The following is a 25,007-nucleotide window of genomic DNA, read 5'->3' as shown; positions in this document are numbered from 1 at the left end:
ATACAACTTGCTTGTTCCCAATCAAAAAATAGATTCGCCAATTTTTGACGAAAAAGGAGTTTCGCTCTATATCAAAAGGGAAGATACCATCCATCCGCATATCTCTGGGAACAAATACCGAAAGCTTAAATACAACTTGCTCGAAGCCAAAAAGCAAGACCATTCCACACTGCTAACCTTTGGTGGAGCTTTTTCAAACCATATCGCCGCAACCGCCTGTGCTGGAAAAGAAAAAGGATTTAAAACCATCGGGGTTATTCGTGGGGAAGAACTCAAAGATAATTGGCAAGAAAACCCAACCCTAAAACTTGCTCATGAACACGGAATGGAATTCCATTTTGTTTCTCGTACTGACTATAGAAAGAAAAGTGATAAAACCTTTTTGGATGGATTGAGGGATACCTTTGGCAAGTTTTATATCCTTCCCGAGGGTGGAACCAATGAACTGGCCGTAAAAGGCTGCGAAGAAATCTTGACGGAAGCAGATACAGAGTTCGATTTCGTTTGTAGCTGTGTTGGAACAGGTGGAACCATCGCAGGTCTTGCCAATTCGGCAAAAGACCATCAAACCATTTGGGGATTCCCTGCCTTGAAAGGGGATTTTCCAAAAGAAGATATCCGTAAATTTGCCCGAAATAAAAATTGGGAGCTGATTTCCGATTACCATTTTGGAGGCTATGCCAAAGTTGATGCTAGTTTAATTGATTTGATCAACACCTTTAAAAAGGAAACGGGGATTCCTTTAGATCCCATTTACACTGGAAAAATGCTTTTTGGTATTTTTGACCTAATAAAAAAGGATGCCTTTAAAAAAGGGAGCCAAATTTTGGCCATTCATACAGGAGGGCTACAAGGAATAAAAGGCATGAACCTTACATTAAAGAAAAGAAACTTACCGTTGTTGGACGTATGATCAGGAGAATAGGATATGTTTTAGCGCTCGTTTTAGTGTTTTCGAGCTGTAAATCCAAAAAAAGGACGGTGGCCCAGCAACCGAAACCGGTTGTAGAAGTGAAAAAAGACCGGAATCCCAACACCGGACTTCCCAAAGATGGACCCAAAGATTCTGAATTATATCCATTACCTGTAAATCCAGGTCGCTTCGTAAAATTCCCCATAGCCAATACCCAGGAATATATTGAAACATTTTCGGAAATGGCCAAATATGAGATGCGTGCCTTTGGCATTCCAGCCAGTATCACCTTGGCTCAGGGCATTTTGGAGAGTGGTTCTGGTAAAGGAGAACTTACCCGAAAGACCAACAATCATTTTGGAATAAAGTGCCATACCGGGTGGGATGGCGAGTTCGATTTTCACGATGATGATGCTAAAGGTGAGTGTTTCAGAAAATACAATCACCCCATGTATTCGTTCCGGGATCATAGTATTTTCCTGTCTTCACGTTCGCGATACAAGTTCTTGTTTAATTATAGACGAAACGATTATAAAAAATGGGCTTATGGTTTGCGTCAAGCGGGTTATGCCACCGACCGTAAGTATCCACAAAAATTGATTGCGCTGATTGAACGATACGATTTGGACCAATACGATGAAGAAGTGGTAAGAGGCGGATTGGAAACTGTGCGCAAACCCAGACAATATGAAGTATTCACCCATGTAGTTGAACAAGGGGAAACACTATACGCCATCTCCCGTAAATACGCCATTTCGGTGGATGAAATCAAACAAATCAATAATCTGAATAACAATACCATTTCCATTGGGCAAGTGCTCAATATCCGGAAAGAAATATCAAAATAACTGTCACATCGAGTTGCCTGTACTGAGTAGGGTCGAAGTACAGTCGAGATGTGACTGTTATAAAAAGTTGTCATCCTGAGCCTGTCGAAGGATAAACTGTAATAATGATAAATGGATTTCTCAGGGATAGAAACGATTACTAATTTTGCATTCCATTTGTCATTCCGCACTTGATGCGGAATCAAAAAAAAATAGAATTATAGATTCCTGCCTTCGCAGGAATGACAAGAAGACCAAATGATCTACCAACGAAGCAGTGCCCTGTTCGCAGAGGCCAAAAAATACATTCCCGGAGGGGTAAATTCCCCAGTTCGAGCGTTTAAAGCCGTGGGCGGTGACCCCATTTTTGTAAAAGAAGCCAAAGGAGCATATTTATATGATGAAGACGGTAACCAACTTATTGATTACATCACTTCGTGGGGTCCACTGATACTGGGTCATGCCTATGAGCCCGTAATCAATGCGGTAATAGAAAAAGCCAAAAAAGGAACTTCCTTTGGAATGCCCACTGAAATTGAGACGGAATTGGCTCAACTGGCCGTTTCTATGGTGCCGAACATTGACAAGATTCGTTTTGTAAATAGTGGTACCGAAGCTTGTATGAGTGCGGTACGATTAGCCCGTGGATATACCGGAAAAGATAAGATCATCAAGTTTGCAGGTTGCTACCATGGTCATTCCGATTCATTTTTGATTCAGGCCGGGAGTGGGGCAGTGACGTTTGGAAGTCCCAACAGCCCTGGGGTGACCCAAGGAACGGCAAAAGACACTCTTCTGGCCAATTATAACGATTTGGAAAGTGTGAAAGCTTTGGTTGAGGCCAATAAAGGTGAGATTGCCGCTTTGATTCTTGAACCTGTGGCTGGGAACATGGGCTGTATTATTCCAACTAATGAATTTATCAATGGTCTACGGAATATCTGCACGCAAGAAGGTATTTTATTGCTGTTTGATGAGGTGATGACCGGATTCCGTTTGGGAAAAGGAGGGGCGCAAGAAGCTTTGGGCATTGATGCGGATATTGTTATGTTCGGAAAGGTAATAGGGGGCGGACTTCCTGTTGGCGCCTTCGCAGCTCGTTCAGAAATTATGTCACATTTGGCTCCAGACGGACCAGTGTACCAGGCAGGAACCTTAAGTGGAAACCCCTTGGCCATGAGTGCTGGACTTGCCATGCTCACTGAACTCAATGACAGCCCTGAAGTGTTTACCAGCTTAGCCGAAAAAACAGAATACTTACATAAAGGAATTGCTGAGGTACTGACCGAAAAGGGCGTGACGAATCAAATCAACCGCTATGGCAGTATGATTTCAGTTCATTTTTGTGAAGAACCCGTTGTGGATTTCGCATCCTCTGCCAAAGGTAATAACGATACTTTTAAAAAATACTTTCATGGGATGTTGGAACAGGGGGTTTATTTACCGCCTTCCGCTTTTGAAAGCTACTTTTTAAACGATGCGTTGAGTTATACCGATTTGGACAAGACCATTGAGGCAGTTAAAACGGTTTTCTGATTAACAACCCAACACTTTATTTTCTTCGTAATCCCAATAACCCGAAAATAGGACCAATGGCCAAAACCATAAAAAGATATTGGGGTGGAATAAAATCTTGAAGCAAAGTAATCACCTGCAAACTCACAATGGTGATGGCAAAACCAATGCAATTCACAATGGTCAAAGCCGTACCCTTGATTTCTATTGGGGCATTTTGTGCCACAAGGGTGGAGAATAGGGGTGAATCCATGATGACCACCATTCCCCAAAACAAAAGGAACAGTATGAAAATAGGAGTTGGGGCATAACTTAAAAATAAAGGAGATACCAAACAGCACAGCCCAGAAAGCAACAAAGCCGTTGTTGCTGTGGGTTTAGCACCTTTTCGGAGTGAAATATATCCCCCAATCACACAGGCCAGTCCGCCTATGGCGATAATCCAGAAAGACCAAAAAGATATGGGGAACAGACTTAGACCGTTCCATTCCATATGGAGCGCCAATAATACAGGAACAAAGGCCCAAAAAGTATACAGTTCCCACATATGTCCAAAGTAACCGAAGGCCGCCGCCCTGAATTTTTTCTTTTTAAAAACGGAGTAAAATGCGGTAAAGTCCAAATGTTGACTGGATTTTCGGTTTGGGCCATCTGGGACCAGAAAGACCATCAGGACTCCACCCAAAACCGCCAGTACCGAAGTTGCATAGATTACATATTGCCAAGGAAACACCGCAGAAACCCATTTTAAAAAGTGAGGTAGGGCCGTTCCCAGCACCAAAGCACCTACTAAATATCCCAATGATTTACCCAAGCCCTTGTCAAAATAATCAGCAGCTATTTTCATTCCTACGGGATAGATGCCTGCCAAAAAGAAACCGGTAAAAAAACGGGAAACTAATATTTGTGTCCCGCCAATACCGTCCCCAACTAGCGCCAAATTGCTCAAAGCACCCAAAATGGCACTCCATAAAAACACTTTGGAAGGTGAGAAACGGTCTGTTATTGTTAAGAGGGCAAATAATAAAGTGCCCAGAATAAACCCAAACTGAACCGCTGAGGTAATGTTGCCGACACTATCCACCCCCATGCTGGAATCTGCAATCAAGGATACGAGTACCCCATTACCGGCAAACCAAAGTGATGTACAAAAGAATTGCGCAATTACAATGGTAGGCAGAATATGTTTAGGAGGTTTCACCATACAAATTGAAACCGAAAAATAGTCATTTCGAGGTGAGAAGGAAAACTACGGCTGAGAAATAACCAAAAGTAAAATCCTTTAATCCTTAATTACGGCCCGTAAAAAAGCCTCCACTGCCGGAGAACGGCCTAAAGGCTCCAAAAAGCAGGTGTAAATATTCACGAATACGGCCAAATAAGTAGCTGGGTGTTTTAGTTTTTTATACTTCCAAGCTGCCAAGAGTATCATACCTATGATAAGAGCTTGTGTAAAATAGACTGGAGTCATAATATTAATAACGGGCCATTCTTCCAAGTGTATTAAAACGTATACATTCTGGATTCCACGACCTAAAGCGGGCATCATTATTAAGAATACCGTAGTGATTAACCACCAGGCATGATCTTCCATGCTTTTTCGTTTTAAAATACTCATGATCACAGCATAACCAAAGGCCAATATCATAACAATTTCAACCGCAGCTACTCCAATAAAGAACCAAGGCTCAAAAGGACCAAAGTCATCTCTAAATTGAGCGGAATCGTTGGCATTGGTAATGTCCCTGAACAGCATGCTCAAGGCAGTAATACAGACACCTCCAGCCAAGAACATTCCTATTATGCCGTTGGTGCGATGTTTCTCCATTTTTCCGTGGGTGGCATAATACGGTTGTATGATCAAATACAGATACCAGATGGTTCCTGTCCAGTAATGCACATGAACAGCCCAACCGTTTTTGGTAAAATCTCCCCAATAATCTCTAAAAATTCCAAATTGCATAAAGATCATGGGAATGATCATCCATTTGTACAGACTTTTGTAACGATCCATTGCGCTATTTTTTAGAGATTAGAAAATGACATCGCTAATCGCTGCATGGGGATATGCAGTTAGCACTTTATAAAAAATAGGGGGAGTTTGTTGATTACAAGATAGTTAAAAATTGTTCTGACTCTTTTGTTGGGCCGAAGTAATTTGAAAATAAATGTTAAAATTTTACCGAACGTTTGGTAAAATTGAAATTCTTTCTACATTTGTTCCATGAGAATGGCAAAAGTATCAGATATAGAAATTTTAAACGGGCTCATGTCCGTGTTTCGTTCCAAAGGATATGATGGAGCCAGCCTTAATGAGTTGGCAGAGGCCACGGGTCTAAAAAAAGCGAGTCTGTACCATCGCTTTCCCGGAGGGAAAAAAGAAATGACCGCTGCCGTCCTCGACTTTATGGAATCGTGGATCAATGATAAGGTCTATAAAGTGCTCTCTGATGAAAAACTGGCACCAACCCAACGTTTAAAAGAAGCTTTGGACAACATCAATGCCGTTTACAACGAGGGGCGGGAGGTATGTTTGTATCGTTCCCTTTCCATGGATACCGGAATGGCGCTGTTTGGTGAAAAGATTGAAAAGGGAATAAACCAATGGCTGGAGTCGTTCAGCATTTTGGGAAAAGCCGTTGGGCAAGATGCGGAGACGGCCATGCAAATGGCAAAGCAAAGCTTTATTGAAGTACAGGGCAGTTTGGTACTTTCCAAAGCCATGGACAGTACGGAACCTTTTCAGCAGGCGATTCAGCAAATTGAAAACCGATACAAAACCTAAAAAAATTTGAATTTTAAAATTACCGAACGTTCGGTAATTTAATGATTACAACAATTAAATTTAAAACAATGAAAACTAGAAAAACAATTGTAACACTTTTTACTTTGGCGGTATTGGTCGCCTCGAACCTTAACGGACAGCACAAAAGATCCGTAGCAAAACAAGATTATCCAACAACCTACCACACCGCAAAGGTGTCCGGATTGGATATTTTTTACCGCGAAGCGGGCCCTAAAGATGCACCGACCCTACTTTTATTGCATGGTTATCCCACTTCTTCGCACATGTTCCGCAATTTAATGGAAGATTTGTCGCAAGACTACCATTTAATTGCGCCCGATTACCCGGGTTATGGACGTAGCTCCCAACCTCCGATGGAAGAGTTTGACTATACCTTTGACAATTTTGCAGAGATTATTGATGAGCTTTTGGTACAACTTAAAGTAAATCGCTATAGCCTTTACTTAATGGATTATGGTGCGCCGGTTGGGTACAGAATCTTTGAAAAACATCCGGAACGTGTAGATGCATTCATTGTTCAAAATGGAAATGCCTATGATGAGGGATTGGTGGATTTCTGGATTCCCCTTAAAAAGTATTGGAACGAATACACGGTTGAAAACGGAAAGGCCTTGGAAGGTTTTCACCAATTAGGAGGTCTTAAATGGCAGTATTTGCACGGAGTTCAGGACAGCACCAAGGTAAGCCCTGATAACTGGAACATTGATTTACAACATCTGACCCGTCCGGAGAACAATGAGATCCAATTGGCCATGTTCTATGATTACAGGACCAATGTTGACAGATACCCTGGGTGGCAAAAACTGTTTCGAGAGTATCAGGTACCTACCTTGATTGTATGGGGAAAGAACGACTATATTTTTCCACCAGCTGGGGCACATCCGTATAAAAGAGATCTAAAAAATGTAGAATTCCATTTGTTGAACACAGGTCACTTTGCCTTGGAAGAAAAAGGAGATGAAATCGCCAACTATATCGATAATTTCCTGAAAAAGAACAAAATCCAATAATTAGGTTCGCTGCCCGTAGCATAGTTTTTTCATGATGCTGCGGGTAGTGTTTTTCTCCTTTTTACGACTCAGTCCAAATCACAAACAATTACAAACATCATGCAAAAAGACAAAGTAAAATTACCAGTACCTCCTTTTACTTTGGAGACGGCCATACAAAAGATTCAATTGGCCGAGGACGCTTGGAACAGCCAAGACCCAATCAAGGTTTCCAAAGCCTATACCGTGGACAGTGAATGGCGAAATCGTTCTGAATTTATAAACGGAAGAGATGAAATCCAGTCGTTTTTGGAAAACAAATGGCAGAACGAGCGCAACTATAAATTGAAAAAGGAATATTGGGCCCATAGCGATGACCGTATTGCGGTCCGGTTTGAATATGAATACCAAACGAAGGGTGGGGATTGGTTTCGTGCCCATGGTAATGAGAATTGGGAGTTTGATAATAATGGGTTAATGAAAAAGCGCTATGCCAGCATCAATGATGTGCCCATAAAAGAAGAGGATCGGAAGCTGAAATAAAAAATGGGGCTTTTCAGGCCCCATTTTTCATCGAAAAACAAACAAAAGGTAACCAAAACACTAACCTTTTACTTTGATGATCTTGGTCAAGGTATAACCGTCGGTGGTGTTTCCAGTGACTGAATCCGCTATATTATTGTTCAAGCTGTTTGAAAATTCCCCGTCGGAGGCATTGGTGGTATCAAAATTCCCTTTATAACCGTTTGTGGCATAAACTGTTTTTGAAACGTTTTCGGGAAAAGCAATTTGGGTGACCAAAATAGAACTGTTCCCTCTTTTTACCTCTAAATGAATGTGGGGCGCCCTTCCGGGATACCAACCTGGATAAATACTGACGAAGGACACTTTACCTTCAGCATTTGTGGTTTGACGTCCACGTAAAAAATGTTGGGCAGTGAAATCTCCATCCAACTGCTCATTGTATTCCGAGTAGTTTCCTTTGGCGTCACACATCCAAACATCCACAAAAACACCTTCCAAAGCCGCACAATTGGCATTGGTGTTCTGAACGGTAATATTGATCATTAATGCCACTCCGGAACGATTTCCAACAATATTGGTTCTAATCCAATCCGAAGGTGTTTTGATAGGGAAGGGTCCGGCGACTTCTGTTGGACTTGGGGCACAAGCATTTGGATTGGGCATCGCGTTGCCATCATCATCTTTGGTACAACTAGTTAAGATGGTTGGGATTACTGGGGCAGCAATCACTCCACTTCCGAGGTTTTTTAGGAATTTTTTTCTGTTCATGACTATTGTTTTGTACACAACAGTTATGAATACAAACACCCTATTTTTTGCTTGAAATTAGGTAAATTTAGTGGGCGTAATTAAGACGGATGACACGAGATATCCTTGATATAAATGATTTTACCATTTTGGTGGAAGAGGCCAATTCAGACAAGGTCACTACAGATACCTGTCGTTTTGATGAACCTGTGATTGCAGTAGCACTTTATGGTTCAGGCAATGTGCATTTGTCCATGGAATATGGAAACAAGCAAAAGGAATATGAGCACACCAAAGGACTCGCCTTATCCTTTTATGCTGATGAGCATGTAGATTGTGTGCATACCGTCTCTGCGGAAAAGCCATTGCAATGTATTGTTATCGCAACATCACCGAAAAACTTGGAAAAGTTACCCAATAATGAGGGGGAATTGTTCTCGGAATTATTGGAACAATTGGTAAAACCTTCGGATAGCTATGTCGAGGGGCCACGATTTTTTATGACCCCGGAAATGCAACATATCGTAGATGGCATTTTCAAAAACACCTATAAAGGTAAAGCAAAGATGATGTTCTTCAGGAGTCAGATTACCGCTTTGCTATCCCATTTTTTTTGGCAGTTGTCAACCTTAAAAGAAGATAGAATCAATAAGGTTGAGCGAAAGAAATTGTATGAGGCTAAAGAAATTCTATCCAATAATTTGGACACTCCTCCTTCGCTTACGGAACTTTCGCTACAGATTGGTTTGAATACCTTCAAACTTAAAAAGGATTTCAAGAAACTATTTGGTGTGCCCGTGTTTAAATATCTTCAGAATGAACGTATGACCAAGGCCCATGATCTCATTCGAAAAAATGAAGCTACCGTCCAAGAAGCCGCCTGGCATGTTGGCTATGATAGTTTGAGCTCTTTTTCCAACGCCTTCGCCAAAAAATTCGGTTTCCGCCCCAGCGAGATCAAGCAATAATACTTTTCGAACAAATCATACTCCTTTTCGAACAACTTCTCCCTTAAGGGTCTGCCTAGTTTTGCTTCGTAATTTAAAAACAAGGAGTCATGAAAACATTGAGAGCGATTGGAATCGGGGTATTGATTTGGATACTTGGGGTTAGCACATACGCCCTCTCCTTTTATCTTCCAATAATGGACGATAAGGAACAACAAGCCAATGCAGTTTTATTTGCAGCGGTGATTCCCTTGGTTTGGACGGGAGCTCGGCTATACTACAAAAAGGGAGCGAAAATGAATGGTCGGCAACTTGGTCAGACACTATTCCTTACAAGTGCAATTCTTGATGCATTGATTACCGTACCCTTTATGATCATCCCTAATGGAGGCAGTTATCACACATTTTTTACCGACTTGGGATTTTGGTTGATCGGGTTGGAATTTATGCTAGTGACCACACTGTATTGGTATATCAAGGTCAGTATGAAGTTTAACAAACAATAGAACTAAGCAAAATTATGGACTATGGAAATTACAATGAGCAATCTCACACTTTTAGCGGTCACGCTATGCTTTGGCCTGGTCGCCGGACTATGCTTTACCTGGGGAAACACCGTAACGCCTGGTATTGGACAATTGGACGACCTGAACTATCTGAATGCATTTCAGAAAATGAATCGCAGCATTGAAAATCCATTGTTTTTTACTGTTTTCATAGGTTCGTTTTTTATGGGTATCGCTACCATATTTGCTAACAAAGGCATTTCTACCGCACATTTTTGGATGATAACGATAGCAGTTGCCATTTACTTTTTTGGGTTGATTATGGTCACCGTTATGGGCAATGTACCCCTTAATCAAATTTTGGATAAAACGGATCTTCTACAAAGTAGCGCCGAAGAATTGAAAACGCTTCGAGAGAAGTTTGAAAACCCGTGGAATCGGTTTCACACCATCAGGATGGTATCAACAACAATTTCATTCGCATTACTGATCATTACAGGAATAAGTAAATAATATAAAATCTAAAAACGACAATTATGAAAAACAACATTTTAGTGTTGGGAGGAACAGGAAAAACCGGACGTAGAATCGTTCAAAAACTAAGAGAACAAGGGCATAACGTCCGCGTTGGTTCCCGAAGTGAAAGTCCCGCTTTTGATTGGGATAAAACCGAAACCTGGGGCATGGCCTTGGAAGGAATGGAAAAGGTATACATTACTTTTCAACCCGATCTAGCAGTTCCTGGAGCTTTGGAAGCCATTGAAGGTTTGGTCAAGGAAGCAAAAAGAAAAGGGGTGCAAAAATTGGTACTGCTTTCGGGAAAAGGGGAGCGAGAGGCTGAATTGTGTGAACAAGTTGTAATTAATAGTGGATTGGATTACACCATTGTTCGGGCTAGTTGGTTCAACCAGAATTTTAGCGAGAGTTTCTTTTTGGAACCTATTCAAGCGGGCTTTGTTGCCTTGCCGCAAGCCGATGTAAAAGTCCCCTATGTAGATGCAGATGATATAGCTGACGTTGCGGTTGAAGCCTTGTTGAACAATGTACATAATGGAAATATTTTTGAGTTGACAGGTCCTCGATTTTTGACCTTTCGAGAAGTCATGGCAGAAATTGCGCGGGCAGCGGGAAAAGAAATAGCTTTTACGCCCATTGGACTGCCGGCATATACCCAAATGTTAAAGGACCAAGGTGTGCCTGGAGATTATGTTTGGTTGATCAACTATCTTTTTACCGAAGTTTTGGGAAATGAGGCGAATCAGGTGATCACACACGATATAGAGCAAGTTTTGGGCAGAAAACCCAAAGATTTTTCGGTCTATGTCGAAGAAACCGCTGCAACCGGTATTTGGAATCAGCCTGTTAGGGTTTGATGGCAATTTTAAATGATGAATAAGGCAGACCCCAAAAGGTCTGCTTTTTTTATTGCAGTACCTCAATCAAATGATTGTATAACATTCCAGCCAAAATAGCCAGGCCAAAGCTCAGGAGGGTTCCAATAAGCACATATTCAGTGAGTTTTCTGTTTTTACCCTTGTTGAGGTCACCAAACCGGAAAACGGATTTGGCCGTAATCAATAATCCGATGGCTGCCCATTGATTCAATAAAATAAAGCCGAAAACGAATAGGCGTTCCAACATGCCGATATATTTGCCTGCATTTTTTAGGGAACCACCTTCTGCATGGTCATCTTTGATTACTTCCGCAAAGTAGGGAGCCAACAACATTCTCATAATAATTCCAGAAACGTAGGTCACAAAAGCCAAGAAAGTTAGAAAGAGCAGGTTTGCTTCTCCGAAAAGAGTAGGGAAATCAATTTCAAATGGGGTTGTCCAATAGATTACCGCGATAAGAACACCAATGTGCAACAGTTGATCGAGTGCAAAGAGCCATCTATAATTTTTTTCGTTTGTGAAGGCAAGTTTTCCAAAGTCAATGATATAATGCGAAACGATAATTATTGCGATAATCCCCAATTGTTGAAACTGCAATACAAGAAGTAGGGCCAGCAAATGTACACCCATATGCCAATAGAGGTATTTGGATTTCCACTTTTTTTCAAGCTTATCTTCGACCCAATGGGCAGGTTGAAATACAAAATCACCTAAAAAATGAGCCAAAATTAGTTTTAGTGCGAATAAGGTCATAACTGTGTAAGTTGGGTGGTATAAAATTGGATCATTTTTTTCACTTCGTCAAATCCAGCCTTATTGAGCTCCTCGCTTATGTTTCCTTGGGATTTGTTAAAAATGGACCCCAATTCCTTTTGATTCATTTCTGGGTTTTCAAGCGCACTTTTCACGGTCTTTGAAATGGCGGGGGTCCAGTCGTCCATAGTTAAAAGAGCTAGTTCCAATAACAGGTTGATGTGTTCATCAAATGTTGTATTGGCGGACTTTACCCCTAAATTTTGCTTTTTTAGACTTTCAAAACACTTGCCGGAATTTACAAATGCAGTACCGTTGGATTCGGTTATTTTTTCTGAACTGTAGTCTTTTTTTCCTATACCAATGCCCATGCGAACGTCTATACCTTTTAGTTGCTTTAGGCAGGCCTTTATATAGATGGCCGCTTCCATGGCTTTTTCGGGCACTACTTCCAACTGAAAACTATCTCCTCGATAGATTTCCCACTGAGCAGGTTCATTTCCGTATCGGTTTAGTGCCTGTTTTAATAAAGGCATCCATTTTTGAACTTTGTGTTCAGTTGAATTTTTGATATCCCCTGTCAGTACAGCTATCATTTTGAGTTTTTTAAACAATTATCTGCTTAATAGTAGATAATTTAAAATATCTGTGAATTAACAGATAAATAAAAATATCTGTAAAATAGCAGATAATTACAAATATCGGTAAAATAACTGACAATAAAATAGAACAAGTATGAGGTTGCCCAAAAAGGGGTAATGCACCATATCTGAAAATATTTCAGAATCTCAACAGTTTGAGACCAATGATATCTTTTAGACAGTTCTAGTTTACAGGTTTCTCCCTGAAGTTTGGCACCAATGTGTTATAATCCCAATGTAATTTCCAGGTTTCCATACTGGTGTAAAGCCACTTATTTTTTTCATCCAAAAAATGAAGCCCCTCCTCTTTTTTGAAGATTATTTTTCCTGGAATACCTCCTTCTTCATCAGGGAAAACAAATTTTTCGGAATAATACGACGCATCGTCATAATCAATTTGGGTAAGTTGATATGAAGTTAGCGTGCCTTCAAAGGCAAATACGTAATTGCTTCCAAGATCTAAATCGTCAATATCCGAATAATTGCGAACAAAAATAATACCGTCTAAATTTTCAATACCCCTGTTGCCATATGTTTTTATATTGATAGTGGGACTTGCCAATGGAATTTTCTTTTCGAGCATACGGCCAAAGTACATACTCCGTACGTTCAAAAAGGTTTTTTCTCCCTCACGGGAATAAGCGAAAAAATAATCTGTTCCACCCACAGTTTTCTTTTCCAAAGAGAGCAATCCACCTAAGATATATCCAGTCATGTCATCATACTTTACTTTGTAAAAAGGAGAATCGAAGCCGTTGTAAGGCCAGGTAAAATTGGTTATTTCAATGATTTTTACCCATTCTCCTATTTTAAGAAGTTCCAAAACTTTGGATTCGGTATTGGGCTCAGCTCTTAATTTAACATCATTGCCAAAAATATATACTTGTTCTCCTGGTTGAAATCTACATTCCCATTCTGGGCAGTGAAAACGTTGGGCAAAAGTTAGGGTAAGTGATAATAGGGCGGTAAAGACCGCGATTGTGCATTTTGATTTCATATTTCAGAATTTTAAGGATTAGGACAGTCCTTAGGGAGGTTGAAATATATACGGGCCAACATGTTGGGTTGGTTTTCCGAAATACACCTACGGAGTACTTTTTATAAAGATAAGAATGCAATTTTAATGAGAGCTTCCAAAATTTGGACAAAAAAGAAGCCGCGTCCATGGCCGGCGCGGCTTCTAAAATCAACAAAAAACACTATCCTCTTCTTCCCTTCTCCTGCATTTTCTTTTTGCCGTTCATTCCCTTTTTCAGTTTTAATTTTTTCCAGGTTTGGTATTGTTCCTTTGTCAATACTTCCTTCATTTTTTGCTGATGTGTGATTTGACGGTCCAATCGAGCATTTTCGAATGCAAATCGTTCATCAGACGTGGGTTTTTTCCATTCCCCACTTTCTCTTTTGGTTTGGATTTCGGCATATTTGGTTTTGCGATATTCTGCCTGTTCCAAGTTAATGTCCATCACCTTTGCTTGTTGTGCCTTGGTGAGGTCAAGAGCCAAAGTCATTTTTTTGGTTTTTAAAGTGGCCAACTGCTCCACTGTAAAGTCCATTTTAGCCCCTTTTTGCCCTCTCGTGGGCTTTTGGGCCACAATACTTATGCTGGTCATTAAGGCCAACACAATTGCTAACTGTTTCATATGCTTAAATTTTAATGATTTGGTAATAAGACAATACTTGTGTGCTATGGTTTAACCACCATATCATCAATTATGAAGCATTTAACAATGGGAATTTTTTTGAAACTATTCCAAACCTACTATACGGTCTTCTTGAGTTTCGTTGACATCGTCGACATCTTCGAAATCGGTTTCAACCATGGCTGGGGAGCTTGCCTGGTTTTGAAACTTTTCATCTTTTTGCTCAATGTTGTTATAAATAAAGGCTGCAATGGCAAAGCATAAAAAATAAAGGAAGCTCTTGATTTTGTAGGTCATGATTTTGAGATTTGGGATTACTAAAATAGGGAAAGCAGTGGCACTTACCCACCATATGTTGTGAAATGGCCTTTTTTAGATGTAAACAGGACAAAAAGTATGGTATAATCGACAAAATGCACTGTTTAACCAAAAAAGGCCAAATCTCACCGTAAAATCCTAGACCTCAGAAATTATTTTGGATCCAAAATCAAGTCGATACGCTCCAGAGCATCTTGTAGGTGGTACCTGCTCATAGTATCTGAAATTCGTCCAAGTCCGCTACTGATGTCCCTTTTTAAATTATTGAGCTCCGCTCTCGCCACGGAACGGATATCGGACTGACTAGTGTTTATGATAGTGGATTTACGGTATCCGCCAAAATCAGAAAGTTTACCTTGATTTTCGGCAGTCATTAAATATTCCAGACGGTCGATGTGGGCTTTTTGAAGATTTCTTCGATAGGTATCTATGGAATTACCACTTCTTGTTTCTGACCAAATTCCTCTTCTAAGATCCCGCATCATTTCCAATAAACCGTAGGCATCTTTGCCATTCATGGTTTCATTTTCAATAATTCGGGCTAGTTTTCCCAAATGAAGGATGTTGTCTAAATAGCGCACTTGCATGGAACGAATCCTTTCCACGGATCCTGAATATTCTATTTTGTTGAAAATTTCCTGATCGATAAGCCAATCTGGAGTTTCAAATAGCTCTTCCTGCATAAAGGTCATAGCATTTTTTTGATGGTCTTTGTCAACATGCGTATACACGGCTCCATCTTGGTCGGCAGTTTTATAATATTCGTAAACACCGCCAATATTATTGGATACATGCCCCATATATCTTCTGAACTGCGCCACGACTTGTCCGTATAAAGTGCCAAGGTCATTATAGTCCTTGCCATCCTCAGTTGTCCACTTGGCTAAATTAGGTACGATACGCTTTAGGTTGGCTATTCCATATAAACTAGCTTTTATAGCATCATCACCTAAATCTTCGGTCTGAGAACTGGGGTCATGGATATCTCCCACCTGTTGATGTCCAAACCTGTACATTGGGTCATTTTCATGTGCCCTGATCCAGCTATTCAATATTGGTTTTTCATCTTCTGCTGAGGTATCCAAAATAGGTTTGTAGCCCCATTTGATTGCATGTTTGTCGTAGATGCCGATGTTGGGCATTAGCGCAACACCTTTGTCCTCTGGCTGAGCAACATAATTGAACCTGGCATAATCCATTATGGAAGGGGCTGTACCATATTTTTGGGTAAAGCTTGCTGAACGTAACGAGTCCACTGGATAGGCAACACTACTTCCCATGTTGTGCGGAAGTCCCAAAGTATGTCCGACTTCGTGAGCAGATACAAAACGAATCAACCTGCCCATGATTTCATCTTTAAAAGCGGTGGTTCTTGCGTCGAGATTAATGGCTGCCGTTTGTACAAAGAACCAGTTGCGAAGCAAGGTCATTACATTATGGTACCAATTGATGTCGGATTCCAGAATTTCACCACTTCGTGGATCACTAACGTGTGGTCCGTTTGCGTTTGGAATTGGTGATGCCAGATAACGCACTACGGAATATCGTACATCTTCGGGTGACCACTCAGGATCTTCTTCTTCAGTAGGCGGGTCTTTTGCAAGGATGGCATTTTTAAATCCAGCAGCTTCGAAGGCTACTTGCCAATCCTCGATACCTTGTTTTATATAGGGTACCCATGTTTTTGGAGTGGCACGATCTACATAATAGACAATAGGTTTTTTGGGTTCGACCAATTCTCCTGCTTCATATTTTTCAATATCCTCATCTTTTACCTCCAAACGCCAACGATCTAGGTAACGAATTGTTTTACTTTCTTGGACATCCAATCCGTAATCTACCTGACCTCTTGCAAACCACCCTACGCGTTCATCAAAATAGCGACGTTTCATGGGTTCTTTCGGCAACAATATCATGGAATTGTTGATTTCTACAGAAATTGAGCCCAAGCTTTGATTACTTGGCGGAGCACCCGCGGCATAAGTTTTTACATGCCTTGCCTCGATATTCAGCGGATAGCTTTTAATGGATTCGATATAGCTTCGTTCTCCATCTAAACGGCTGATTTTATATTGTTTTCTTCTTCCATCGGGCATTCCTAACGGTTTTACATCCTTACTGAACAAAGGATCCACTTCGATGACTGTAGCTGGATTCAAAGAATCTTTTTTGTTGAATGCCTTAATGTCAAAAGCAAAGAGCACAGGTTCAAAATTTGAATTGACCACGGCTTCATGCACTGGTAATGAATCTGCGGCTACATTGCCATAGGAAACAACCCGAAGCAATACTTTTTTAGGCTTTTTTTCCCAACGCAGTACTTGTGTGTTGATTTTCCCCCCCCCAAAACCGATTCCTGTCGCAGTTTTGGAAATTCTACTTACCATCAACATCTCCCTATTGAAAAGAGAGTCGGGAATCTCATAATAATGTTTGTCGTCTACCTGGTGAACCTGAAAAAGCCCTTCATCGGTTTTGGCATCCTTGGTGATGACTTTCTCATAAGGTTTGATATCGTCCTTTTTAGGTTTGTCATCCGCTTTTTGTTCGGTCTTCTTTTTTTTCTTTTTAAAAAGTTGTGCTTCTGAAGTTTGTACGGCACCTAAAAGAAAAAGGGCCAAAAAAACTTGGGTAAGAATGTTTTTGATCATTTGATGTCGGTTTGATGTAATGAATAGCCACCAAAGAACCTAAAAAACCTAAAAACAGACTGTTAAATAAATATTAACTCTCAATTTTTTTCTGGTATATAGTAACCTTCGGGAGTATCTAATTTTACTGGTGATTTCCGTTGAAACACCACCTATAGTTGGGCTGAGCGGAAATTTGTTTTTCCTTAAAAAAAAGAAAAAGTTGTAACAATTTAGAATTTGGATAGTCTTATAAGCATACATCATCAATCAAAAAATTCAATCAAAAATGAACAAGTTATTAATGATTTACGGTTGCGTACTCTTAGGTAGTACGGCTGTAGCAAACGACCAACAAAGTACGGCGGTCCCTGTTGTAGAAACCAAATTGGAATCCACCAGTACGTTTGAGAACAATTTTACAGTATTGCAGATCAATGCTGAGCGAAAAGAGGCAACTTCAAAATTATGCGCAATGTATAATGAAGGGTCCTTTGAACTGAATTTAAATGAAATTGAATTCGTAGAAGAAGAATCGATGGACGATTTGGGGTTTGATACCTCCGATTATCTTCCAGAGGGCTTTAATCCCTATGAAACCTATTTTGATTTGAATTCCATTATATACCTCGAAGACGAAACTGAATTGAACTTGGATTTTAATGCTTCTGAGCATTTACCTGAGGGATTTGACCCCTACACCGACATTGTCGATGTTCACTCCATCAATTATATTGAAGATGAGAACGACGACGATCTAGGTTTTGATACCAGGGATTATTTGCCAGAAGGATTTTCATCTTTCGAAGCGTATGTTGATTTGAACGCTATCCCCTACATTGAAGAGGAAGTGGAGCTAAACCTTGGACTTAACAGCGAATATGTGTTGCCTAACGGATTTGACCCGTATGAAGGTTCTGTTGAAGTGGCTTCCATCAATTTTATGGAGGAAGAAGATATAGATTTGGGATTTGATGCCTCTGGGTATCTCCCTGAAGGATTTGACCCGTATGCAAGGGCAAAATAGTAGGATGTTTTAGTTTTCATTTTACAAATTTTTGAGTTAGTTAGAAAAGCCCTCGATCGAGGGCTTTTTGTTGCTTTAACGTTAATTAATGTATCAAGGATTGTTGTTTGTGGGGGTTAACAAAAAAATAACACAAAATTCGACCAAGTGTAATTGGCAACAAATGGGTTTTAATACTAACAATCCTACAAATTTTTTATACGAAAACCACTAGGTTTTCAATAATTAAAACCCAGAATTATCGACTCTGTTTTTACCCCGGTTCACACACTACGTTAACAAAAAACTAATTGTAATAAACTTCACATAATGTGGTTATACCTTTGTACAACAAATCAAAAACGACGGTTATGAATTACAAAAATTTTAAACTTGGCATGTTAGCAGGAGTTGCTTTTGTGGCAGCTGCCAGTGCAATGAAGCCAGAAGTTCCAAAAGCGGAATTCGATGTTAGTAAAGTAGTATTTATCGAAGAATCCCAGGATTTTGAATTGGGGTTTGATACTGCACCATATTTACCTGAAAATTTTGACCCTTATAGTGGTTCATTTTCTTTGAAGGCAATTAACTATATGGACGAATGTGACCATATAGAACTCGGATTTAACACTTCAGGATATCTACCTGACGGTTTTGACCCGTATATACAATAAAGTTAGTTTCATACTTTTTTGAGTTAGTTAGTTTGATTACGGCCCCTCCAGATTGTAGGGGCCGTTATTTTTTTAAAAAAGAAGAGGAACTACATATTTGAAAACCAAAATGAGCAACCCCACAGCGATAAGATTCAAGATGATGCCAACACGGGCCATTTGGGCAATTTTCACATAACCGCTAGCAAATACTATGGCATTGGGCGGTGTGGCCATGGGCAGCATAAAAGCACAACTGCTGGCAATGGTAACCGGAATCAGCAAATACAGAATGGGAATGTTCAATCCAATGGCAATACCGGCAACTACGGGAGCCAATACTGCCACCAACGCAACATTGCTCATTAGTTCGGTCATAAAGAGCATTAAAAGAATTAGCAAGGATGCTGTTAACAAAATGCTTATTTCACTACTGGCAATAGCAGCGGCAACCATATCTACGATGCCACTTGTGGACATCCCTTTGGCCAGGGCAAGCCCACCACCAAAAAGAATTAAAATGCCCCACGCAAGTTTTGAGGTATCTTTCCAATAGATAATAAAATCTCCCTTTTTTAGATTGTATGGAATGGCAAACAAGGCAATTGCCGCAAAAATACTGATCATCGTGTCGGTAAGTCCCAAAGTGGGGAAAACGGCGTTGATCAGTGTTCTGAAAATCCAGAGAAATACGGTAACACCAAAAATGACCAGTACCAATTTTTCCTTCCCAGAAGTTGGCCCCAGTTTTTCAAGTTCGGTATCAATGACCTCTTTGGATGCATTAAACTTCAACTCCCGATTAGGGAACATCCATTTTACCAAAACTAGATAACAAATGGCAACCATGATTATTGAAAAAGGGAGTCCTAATGTCATCCACTTCAAAAATGAAATCTCGGTATTGTACTCATTCTCCAGAAGACCTATTAAAACGGAGTTAGGTGGTGTGCCGATAACAGTGGCTATTCCACCAGCATTGGCGGAAAAAGCAATTCCAAGCATAACGCTAAGGGCAAAGTTTTTGTCATTTTTTGTAAATCCATCCTCATCGTCGATAAGAAGATTGATGACGGACAATGCAATGGGAAGCATTACCACGGTGCTGGCGGTGTTGCTGATCCACATACTTAACGAAGCTGTTGCAATCATAAAACCCAAGATTACCTTATTTGGAGTTGTACCGGTAAGTCGAATGATGTTCAGAGCTATACGTTTGTGCAGATTGACCTTTTCCAAAGCCAATGCCATTACAAATCCACCAAAAAAGAGGAATACAATCGGGCTACCATAGTTGGCGCCTACTTCGGCAATGGGTAATATTTTGAGTATGGGCAGTAGCAATAGGGGCAATAGCGCCGTTACCGAGATGGAAACAGCTTCGGTAATCCACCAGATAAGCATCCAGACCGCCACGGCGATTACCGAATCTCCTTTTTCGGAGACCAATTCAACAGGTAGGTTAATTAAGATAAAGAATGCGATTGGACCTAAAAGGAGTCCCAGAATTTTGGATTTTTCCATTTCAGAAGTAGAATTCAATGCTCTAAAGATAGGAGTCTAAAGGTCATAAAAAAAACCCTCCTTTAAAGGAGGGTTTCATCAATAAACCAAACTCAAATAATTTAAGCAGTATGAAACATTACAGACTTAAACGTAACCTTGCGAACAAATAACGTCCGCTATATCCAAATTGTGAAGTCCTTCTTGAGTAGACGAATTGATCACCTGAGGTACCCCCAGCTCTGTTTTCATCAGGATAGACATCCAACAGATTATTAGCTCCCACAGTTAGTGCAAGATTGTCTGAAAAAGTTTTGGTCACGGTAAGATCGGTAACCAACTTTCCGCCATAAACGGCATCATCGCTTACGGTAGTACCCTCAACTCTTGCATCTCCGTTAAAATCATCCGGATCGGTAACTTCTCCGAAATAGACATTTCTTAATAGAAAATCCCAGGAGTTAATAGAAACCAAGTTGGTAAGATTCAATTTTGTGCGTGGTTGAGCCAAGGTCAAAAAGGCTTCTTCCTGTCCATCAAAGAATGAACCACTTAACCCCGCGTTTGCAATTAGGGTTGGAACAAAAATATCTTCAACTTCTGTTTTGTTGAAAGTTGCTGCCAAATCATTTTTTAAAGTGGCATCTCCCCAAGATGTTTTATGTGAAATCACAACATCCAAACCAGAGGATTTGGTATCGATGGCGTTTACGAAAAAGCGTGCACTTGTGGCTCCGGCCGAATCAAAGATTCCGGTGAGTTCCGGGTCTCCTCCATTGCCAAAACTTCCACTATACACAATACGATCATCGATGTTGATCAAATAACCATCAACCGTAATGGTAAACTGACCAAAGGTTCCTGTTAACCCGGCACTAAAGCTGTTTGAAGTTTCTTCCCTTAATTTATCAATCCCAATTAGCGAAGCAGCCCTACTGTCGTTGGTGAAAGTACCCTGTTCAAAAGGGACATTATCAACAAAAACAGTACTGGTCCTACTAAAAAACTGCTGGTGCAAGGATGGTGCACGGAAACCAGAGCTGCTTGCAGCTCTTAGCGCTAAATTTTCGGTCAGCTTTAATCGCGTAGCTAGCTTATAATTGAATGTGCTCCCAAAATCTGAATAATTCTCGTACCTGCCCGCCAAACTCAACAACCAGTTTTCGGTAAAATCAGCTTCAAAATCGGCATAGATTGAAATGTTATTTCGGAATTTTTCAGTTGCATTTCCAGGATCATACCCTCTAAAAACCTGAGCGCCTCCACCTAAAGGCGAGCCTGTGAAATTGTTGCGTACCAACTGGTCATCTGGCGTAACACTGTTCACTGGATTACCATTGATATCATAACTGGTATAAGACGACTCTTCTCCAGCAATGATTTCATATTTTTCCACTTTGTATTCAGCTCCAAAAGCAACATTGAATCCTTCGAAAATATCTTCATGGAATCTGCTAAAATCCAAATTGGTAGTGTTTTGGGTAAAACCTAGTCCACCTGCGTCAAAAGAACGTGGTGTAGCCACACCAAGGGTTCCATTACTGGAATTACCTACGGTAATGTCAAAAGTGTTTCGGCCATAGGTATTGGAGAAGTCCACATCCCATTCGTTGATTTTTCCTCGAATACCAACGGCTAGGGATTGATCTAAGATGTCTGTTCCAATATTTGGTAAAAAGCCATTTGGAAAAGCAGGAGTGTTTGCACGACCATCACCTTGAGCTGGCCTTCTGTAAAACCCTGAGGCCAAACCTTGACGGTAACTGATTCCACCAAAACCATAAATTTCCGTGGTTTCGGAAACAGGAATGGACATATTGGCAAAGAACTTACCTTCACGAAGTCTTGAAGTACCCACTTTGAACCTAAAATCTTTTCGGGTAAGTCCGCGAGCGGCGAGTTCATCTTCGTCTGCATCAAAACCTAGCAAGTCACGGAAAGTGCCAATATCGGTGTCATCGTTTAGATTCAATCCGGCGATTTGATCCTTTACGGTTTGATCCAAATAGGTGATGCTTTGAGAGGCATTTGCATAATCTTGTAAAGTCATATCCGCAACGGTGCCACCACCGGCCGCAAAAATGCGCTCGGCTCCGTGGAATCCTCTGAAAATATCTCCCGCATAATCTTTGTTTCGCAGGGCTGGTTCTCTTGTGGAAAGGGATCCTGTAAAATTGATATAACCCCTGTCGCCAATGGGCAATCCAAAATTGGCATCCAATTGAAATTTCTCTCCATCACTACCGCCTTCAAACTGGTTACTGTTCTCACTGAAATTGGCGCCAGAAGTAAGAGAAAGATCTAGTTTTCCAGTTGCTTTTTTCAAAACAATATTGATGACCCCGGCAATAGCATCTGAACCATATTGGGCTGCAGCACCATCGCGAAGCACTTCGATACGTTGAATAGCCGCTGCAGGAATCGCGTTCATATCCGTTCCTACACTACCGGCACCAACAGTACCATTTACATTGATCAAGGCAGTATTGTGTCTTCTTTTTCCATTGATCAAGACCAAGACCTGATCAGGACCTAAACCACGAAGCGAGGCCGGATCAATATGATCTGTTCCATCGGAAACGGTTTGCGATTGCGAGGTAAAAGAGGGCGCAACATAATTTAATATTTGGTTTACGCTTACTTGCGGACCTTGATTAGCAATGGCCGCAACGTCAATTACATCGACAGGAACTGTGGTTTCTGTTGCTGTTCTGTTGGGATTTCTGGATCCCACAACAACAACGTCTTCAAGTTGGGCTGCATCTTCTTGCAACACAATGGCAATGGTAGATTTACCATTCAAAGCGATTTCCGTAGTCTTAAATCCAAGATAAGAAACCACCAGGGTTGCGTTGGTGTCATCAAGTTCAAGGGTGAAATTTCCGTCAAAATCCGCTTGGGTACCGTTCGTGGTTCCCTTGACCAAAATATTAGCTCCAGGAAGCGGATTTCCATCACCATCTTTTACCGAACCTCTGATTTCCTGTTGTTCCTTGGCAGAAGGATTCGAATTATCCAAAGATTGTTTTTTAAGGATAATCTGATTCCCATTGATGGAATATTCCAAGCTTTCATTTGCTGAAAGTCTATCTAAAACAGCAAATATCTTTTCATCAGAAGCAGATAACGATGTCTTTTTGGAATCGTCAATTTCTTTCACGTTGTAGAAGAATTTGTAGCCCGACTGTTTTTTTATCTCGTTGAGTACTTCTTTTAAGGGAACATTTTCAAAGTTAAATTGAACCCTTTTCTGCGAATAGATATCACTCGCAGAGAGCTGGCAAATAATAAAGAAAGTAAGTAAAAAACTAATCTTCATTTTAAGCGAAATTTTTGCATTGGCCACCAAGAATAGAGGTGACTTGAAAACCATGCTTTTTTTCATAATTTTGAGTGTTTGATTGTTAATAATCCATGTTAGCGATCTAATATTCGGGAAGGTGGTGCAACACCTTCCCTTTTTATTTTAAAATGGTAATTACATTGTTCTCTATTGTATAGTTAAATGGTGTGCTGGAGGCAATGGTGCCCAAAATGGTCTGGATGTCTTCTTTTTCAAAATCTCCTTTGAAAACTTCATCCTTTAAATGCTCTGCATGATTGATGATGGAAACATTATGGGCTCGTTCCAATTTGTCCAATATCTCCTCGAACGAAAGGTTGTCTATTATCAATTTGTTGTCCATCCAACTTGTATAGATACGGGTATCCACTCTTCTTTTGGATAGGGTTCCCTTCTCTTTGCTGAAGGCAGCTTGATAGCTCGGTGTCAATAAGATGTTGGTATCTGGGCTAGAATTTTCATAAACTTTAACGGACCCTTCGACTAAGGTAGTGGCTATTTTACCATCAGCTTTATAAGCTGAAACATTGAATTGGGTTCCCAATACCTGAACGTCAAGATTTTCTGCATTGACAATAAAGGGTCTTTTTTCATCCCGGGTAACATCAAAGTACGCCTCACCATCCAAATAAACGATACGATTTTGGGTGGAGGAGCTCAAATTTTGGGGAAACTTCAACCTAGTTCCAGCATTCAACCAGACTTTTGTGCCATCAGATAACGTGAGTTTAAAAGTTTGTCCATAAGGCACGTAAATCTCATTGAAAACAAGATTTCGGTGGAGCTCACCATCAAGTTGGCTAAAGTCCAAACCTTGTTCGTGTTTTTTGGCCAAAACTTTTCCATCTTTACCTACAAGCTCTGCGGTTCCATCAGCGGTGATAATCTGTTTTGTGCCATCAGCAAGTGAAATAACCACGTTGCTTGGTTGAGTGGTATTAGACCCCTTACTTTGTACGATAGTTTTCTTGTTTTCGGGATAGCCAAAAGTTTGATAGGCCATAAATCCAACAGAAAGCACTCCAACAAAAACAGCTGCGTATTTCAAGAAATTCTTTGGAAAACGTTTCTTTGCTTTTTTCTTCTCAACAGTGGCCAAAAACCTTTTAAAGGCTTCGTTTTCATCAAAATGATGATACAGGCTATTTTTGGAACGCTTTCTTACCTCTTCCTTGAAAATCTCAAGATTTCCTCTGTTTTTCAGCACCCATTTCTTTAGCATTTTTCGCTCATTTGGCGAAATGGTCCTAGCTAAAAACTTCTCAATTAACGCTTCTTTGTTTTGCATTTTCACATAGGGTTGTGTTATAAAGATGCAGAATGTTTAAAAAACCCCTATTTATTTTATTT

The 25,007-nt window shown here is 40.5% G+C and carries 24 protein-coding genes; 12 read left to right on the top strand and 12 right to left on the bottom strand.

The genetic code is table 11. The features are described 5' to 3' along the window. Positions 1–7 precede the first annotated feature (7 nt). The 3 genes from ACULLG_RS00205 to hemL all read left to right on the top strand — a co-directional run bounded on the left by ACULLG_RS00205 (position 8) and on the right by hemL (position 3,276). A complete protein-coding gene (locus ACULLG_RS00205; RefSeq protein WP_452124749.1) occupies positions 8–913 on the top strand; it encodes a 1-aminocyclopropane-1-carboxylate deaminase/D-cysteine desulfhydrase in 906 nt (301 codons plus the stop codon). Next, positions 910–1,761, top strand: coding sequence for a glucosaminidase domain-containing protein (locus ACULLG_RS00200; RefSeq protein ID WP_452124748.1), 852 nt, complete (start codon positions 910–912; stop codon positions 1,759–1,761). Before ACULLG_RS00205 ends, ACULLG_RS00200 begins: the two co-directional genes overlap by 4 nt. A gap of 237 nt (positions 1,762–1,998) precedes the next feature. Continuing rightward, entirely contained in the window at positions 1,999–3,276 is a 1,278-nt protein-coding gene (hemL, locus tag ACULLG_RS00195; protein ID WP_452124747.1) for a glutamate-1-semialdehyde 2,1-aminomutase, read from the top strand. Between the two features lie 16 nt (positions 3,277–3,292). On the opposite strand, the gene ACULLG_RS00190 is transcribed toward hemL, so the two are convergent. Together ACULLG_RS00190 and ACULLG_RS00185 are read right to left on the bottom strand one after the other, a co-directional pair. Beyond that, positions 3,293–4,456 carry an MFS transporter gene (locus ACULLG_RS00190; RefSeq protein ID WP_452126512.1) on the bottom strand — a complete coding sequence of 388 codons (1,164 nt, stop codon included), beginning with the start codon at positions 4,454–4,456 and terminating at the stop codon, positions 3,293–3,295. A gap of 81 nt (positions 4,457–4,537) precedes the next feature. Beyond that, positions 4,538–5,269, bottom strand: coding sequence for a hypothetical protein (locus ACULLG_RS00185; RefSeq protein ID WP_452124746.1), 732 nt, complete (start codon positions 5,267–5,269; stop codon positions 4,538–4,540). A gap of 216 nt (positions 5,270–5,485) precedes the next feature. Here ACULLG_RS00185 and ACULLG_RS00180 point away from each other — a divergent pair, with 216 nt between their 5' ends. From ACULLG_RS00180 to ACULLG_RS00170, 3 genes are all read left to right on the top strand, one after another. Beyond that, positions 5,486–6,040 (top strand): TetR/AcrR family transcriptional regulator, encoded by a 555-nt coding sequence (locus ACULLG_RS00180; protein ID WP_452124745.1) that lies wholly within the window; start codon positions 5,486–5,488, stop codon positions 6,038–6,040. A gap of 68 nt (positions 6,041–6,108) precedes the next feature. Further along, positions 6,109–7,071, top strand: a complete 963-nt coding sequence (locus ACULLG_RS00175; protein WP_452124744.1) for an alpha/beta fold hydrolase — start codon at positions 6,109–6,111, stop codon at positions 7,069–7,071. 99 nt (positions 7,072–7,170) lie between these two features. Continuing rightward, a complete protein-coding gene (locus tag ACULLG_RS00170; RefSeq protein ID WP_452124743.1) occupies positions 7,171–7,593 on the top strand; it encodes a DUF1348 family protein in 423 nt (140 codons plus the stop codon). A gap of 60 nt (positions 7,594–7,653) precedes the next feature. Here ACULLG_RS00170 and ACULLG_RS00165 read toward each other — a convergent pair whose 3' ends face one another. Next, on the bottom strand, positions 7,654–8,343 hold the full coding sequence (locus tag ACULLG_RS00165) for a dioxygenase family protein (protein ID WP_452124742.1): 690 nt from the start codon (positions 8,341–8,343) through the stop codon (positions 7,654–7,656). Between the two features lie 89 nt (positions 8,344–8,432). On the opposite strand from ACULLG_RS00165, the gene ACULLG_RS00160 reads away from it, so the two are divergent. From ACULLG_RS00160 to ACULLG_RS00145, 4 genes are all read left to right on the top strand, one after another. Continuing rightward, positions 8,433–9,290, top strand: coding sequence for a helix-turn-helix transcriptional regulator (locus ACULLG_RS00160; protein ID WP_452124741.1), 858 nt, complete (start codon positions 8,433–8,435; stop codon positions 9,288–9,290). Positions 9,291–9,379: 89 nt separating this feature from the next. Further along, positions 9,380–9,775: a DUF5367 family protein gene (locus ACULLG_RS00155; protein ID WP_452124740.1), complete on the top strand. Its 396-nt coding sequence runs from the start codon at positions 9,380–9,382 to the stop codon at positions 9,773–9,775. Positions 9,776–9,796: 21 nt separating this feature from the next. Next, positions 9,797–10,288, top strand: a complete 492-nt coding sequence (locus tag ACULLG_RS00150; protein WP_452124739.1) for an anthrone oxygenase family protein — start codon at positions 9,797–9,799, stop codon at positions 10,286–10,288. A 23-nt stretch (positions 10,289–10,311) separates the two neighbouring features. Then, positions 10,312–11,148, top strand: coding sequence for an NAD(P)H-binding protein (locus ACULLG_RS00145; RefSeq protein ID WP_452124738.1), 837 nt, complete (start codon positions 10,312–10,314; stop codon positions 11,146–11,148). Between the two features lie 49 nt (positions 11,149–11,197). Here ACULLG_RS00145 and ACULLG_RS00140 read toward each other — a convergent pair whose 3' ends face one another. From ACULLG_RS00140 to ACULLG_RS00115, 6 genes are all read right to left on the bottom strand, one after another. Beyond that, the gene (locus ACULLG_RS00140) at positions 11,198–11,923 is read right to left on the bottom strand and encodes a DUF3307 domain-containing protein (protein ID WP_452124737.1); all 726 of its coding nucleotides are present in this window, start codon (positions 11,921–11,923) and stop codon (positions 11,198–11,200) included. Continuing rightward, positions 11,920–12,519: a transcriptional regulator gene (locus ACULLG_RS00135; protein WP_452124736.1), complete on the bottom strand. Its 600-nt coding sequence runs from the start codon at positions 12,517–12,519 to the stop codon at positions 11,920–11,922. The genes ACULLG_RS00140 and ACULLG_RS00135 overlap by 4 nt, the downstream gene beginning before the upstream one ends. Positions 12,520–12,748: 229 nt before the next feature. Continuing rightward, positions 12,749–13,561, bottom strand: coding sequence for an SH3 domain-containing protein (locus tag ACULLG_RS00130; protein ID WP_452124735.1), 813 nt, complete (start codon positions 13,559–13,561; stop codon positions 12,749–12,751). 202 nt (positions 13,562–13,763) lie between these two features. Continuing rightward, positions 13,764–14,204: a hypothetical protein gene (locus tag ACULLG_RS00125; protein ID WP_452124734.1), complete on the bottom strand. Its 441-nt coding sequence runs from the start codon at positions 14,202–14,204 to the stop codon at positions 13,764–13,766. A gap of 105 nt (positions 14,205–14,309) precedes the next feature. Further along, positions 14,310–14,501 carry a hypothetical protein gene (locus tag ACULLG_RS00120; RefSeq protein WP_452124733.1) on the bottom strand — a complete coding sequence of 64 codons (192 nt, stop codon included), beginning with the start codon at positions 14,499–14,501 and terminating at the stop codon, positions 14,310–14,312. Between the two features lie 173 nt (positions 14,502–14,674). Then, entirely contained in the window at positions 14,675–17,173 is a 2,499-nt protein-coding gene (locus tag ACULLG_RS00115) for a zinc-dependent metalloprotease (RefSeq protein WP_452124732.1), read from the bottom strand. Between the two features lie 268 nt (positions 17,174–17,441). Between ACULLG_RS00115 and ACULLG_RS00110 the strand changes: the two genes are divergently transcribed. Beyond that, positions 17,442–18,179 carry a hypothetical protein gene (locus tag ACULLG_RS00110; protein ID WP_452124731.1) on the top strand — a complete coding sequence of 246 codons (738 nt, stop codon included), beginning with the start codon at positions 17,442–17,444 and terminating at the stop codon, positions 18,177–18,179. Between the two features lie 350 nt (positions 18,180–18,529). Continuing rightward, positions 18,530–18,832 (top strand): hypothetical protein, encoded by a 303-nt coding sequence (locus ACULLG_RS00105; protein WP_452124730.1) that lies wholly within the window; start codon positions 18,530–18,532, stop codon positions 18,830–18,832. Between the two features lie 72 nt (positions 18,833–18,904). Here the strand turns inward: ACULLG_RS00105 and ACULLG_RS00100 are convergent, their stop codons facing one another. The 3 genes from ACULLG_RS00100 to ACULLG_RS00090 all read right to left on the bottom strand — a co-directional run bounded on the left by ACULLG_RS00100 (position 18,905) and on the right by ACULLG_RS00090 (position 24,945). Further along, complete coding sequence (locus ACULLG_RS00100; RefSeq protein ID WP_452124729.1) at positions 18,905–20,335, bottom strand: SLC13 family permease; 1,431 nt, start codon at positions 20,333–20,335, stop codon at positions 18,905–18,907. Positions 20,336–20,453: 118 nt separating this feature from the next. Continuing rightward, entirely contained in the window at positions 20,454–23,699 is a 3,246-nt protein-coding gene (locus ACULLG_RS00095) for a TonB-dependent receptor domain-containing protein (protein WP_452124728.1), read from the bottom strand. Between the two features lie 76 nt (positions 23,700–23,775). Further along, positions 23,776–24,945 carry a FecR family protein gene (locus tag ACULLG_RS00090; RefSeq protein ID WP_452124727.1) on the bottom strand — a complete coding sequence of 390 codons (1,170 nt, stop codon included), beginning with the start codon at positions 24,943–24,945 and terminating at the stop codon, positions 23,776–23,778. Positions 24,946–25,007: the final 62 nt, after the last annotated feature.

The sequence above is a fragment of the Flagellimonas sp. 2504JD1-5 genome, from assembly GCF_053618295.1.
This window is presented reverse-complemented; position numbering and strand designations above follow the sequence as displayed.

Excerpts from the sequence above, each read along its gene's own strand:
- ACULLG_RS00200 (WP_452124748.1), top strand. The coding sequence starts at position 910 with ATGATCAGGAGAATAGGATATGTTTTAGCGCTCGTTTTAGTGTTTTCG.
- hemL (WP_452124747.1), top strand. The coding sequence starts at position 1,999 with ATGATCTACCAACGAAGCAGTGCCCTGTTCGCAGAGGCCAAAAAATAC.
- ACULLG_RS00185 (WP_452124746.1), bottom strand. The coding sequence starts at position 5,269 with ATGGATCGTTACAAAAGTCTGTACAAATGGATGATCATTCCCATGATC.
- ACULLG_RS00180 (WP_452124745.1), top strand. The coding sequence starts at position 5,486 with ATGGCAAAAGTATCAGATATAGAAATTTTAAACGGGCTCATGTCCGTG.
- ACULLG_RS00175 (WP_452124744.1), top strand. The coding sequence starts at position 6,109 with ATGAAAACTAGAAAAACAATTGTAACACTTTTTACTTTGGCGGTATTG.
- ACULLG_RS00170 (WP_452124743.1), top strand. The coding sequence starts at position 7,171 with ATGCAAAAAGACAAAGTAAAATTACCAGTACCTCCTTTTACTTTGGAG.
- ACULLG_RS00165 (WP_452124742.1), bottom strand. The coding sequence starts at position 8,343 with ATGAACAGAAAAAAATTCCTAAAAAACCTCGGAAGTGGAGTGATTGCT.
- ACULLG_RS00160 (WP_452124741.1), top strand. The coding sequence starts at position 8,433 with ATGACACGAGATATCCTTGATATAAATGATTTTACCATTTTGGTGGAA.
- ACULLG_RS00155 (WP_452124740.1), top strand. The coding sequence starts at position 9,380 with ATGAAAACATTGAGAGCGATTGGAATCGGGGTATTGATTTGGATACTT.
- ACULLG_RS00150 (WP_452124739.1), top strand. The coding sequence starts at position 9,797 with ATGGAAATTACAATGAGCAATCTCACACTTTTAGCGGTCACGCTATGC.
- ACULLG_RS00145 (WP_452124738.1), top strand. The coding sequence starts at position 10,312 with ATGAAAAACAACATTTTAGTGTTGGGAGGAACAGGAAAAACCGGACGT.
- ACULLG_RS00140 (WP_452124737.1), bottom strand. The coding sequence starts at position 11,923 with ATGACCTTATTCGCACTAAAACTAATTTTGGCTCATTTTTTAGGTGAT.
- ACULLG_RS00135 (WP_452124736.1), bottom strand. The coding sequence starts at position 12,519 with ATGATAGCTGTACTGACAGGGGATATCAAAAATTCAACTGAACACAAA.
- ACULLG_RS00130 (WP_452124735.1), bottom strand. The coding sequence starts at position 13,561 with ATGAAATCAAAATGCACAATCGCGGTCTTTACCGCCCTATTATCACTT.
- ACULLG_RS00125 (WP_452124734.1), bottom strand. The coding sequence starts at position 14,204 with ATGAAACAGTTAGCAATTGTGTTGGCCTTAATGACCAGCATAAGTATT.
- ACULLG_RS00120 (WP_452124733.1), bottom strand. The coding sequence starts at position 14,501 with ATGACCTACAAAATCAAGAGCTTCCTTTATTTTTTATGCTTTGCCATT.
- ACULLG_RS00115 (WP_452124732.1), bottom strand. The coding sequence starts at position 17,173 with ATGATCAAAAACATTCTTACCCAAGTTTTTTTGGCCCTTTTTCTTTTA.
- ACULLG_RS00110 (WP_452124731.1), top strand. The coding sequence starts at position 17,442 with ATGAACAAGTTATTAATGATTTACGGTTGCGTACTCTTAGGTAGTACG.
- ACULLG_RS00105 (WP_452124730.1), top strand. The coding sequence starts at position 18,530 with ATGAATTACAAAAATTTTAAACTTGGCATGTTAGCAGGAGTTGCTTTT.
- ACULLG_RS00100 (WP_452124729.1), bottom strand. The coding sequence starts at position 20,335 with ATGGAAAAATCCAAAATTCTGGGACTCCTTTTAGGTCCAATCGCATTC.
- ACULLG_RS00095 (WP_452124728.1), bottom strand. The coding sequence starts at position 23,699 with ATGAAAAAAAGCATGGTTTTCAAGTCACCTCTATTCTTGGTGGCCAAT.
- ACULLG_RS00090 (WP_452124727.1), bottom strand. The coding sequence starts at position 24,945 with ATGCAAAACAAAGAAGCGTTAATTGAGAAGTTTTTAGCTAGGACCATT.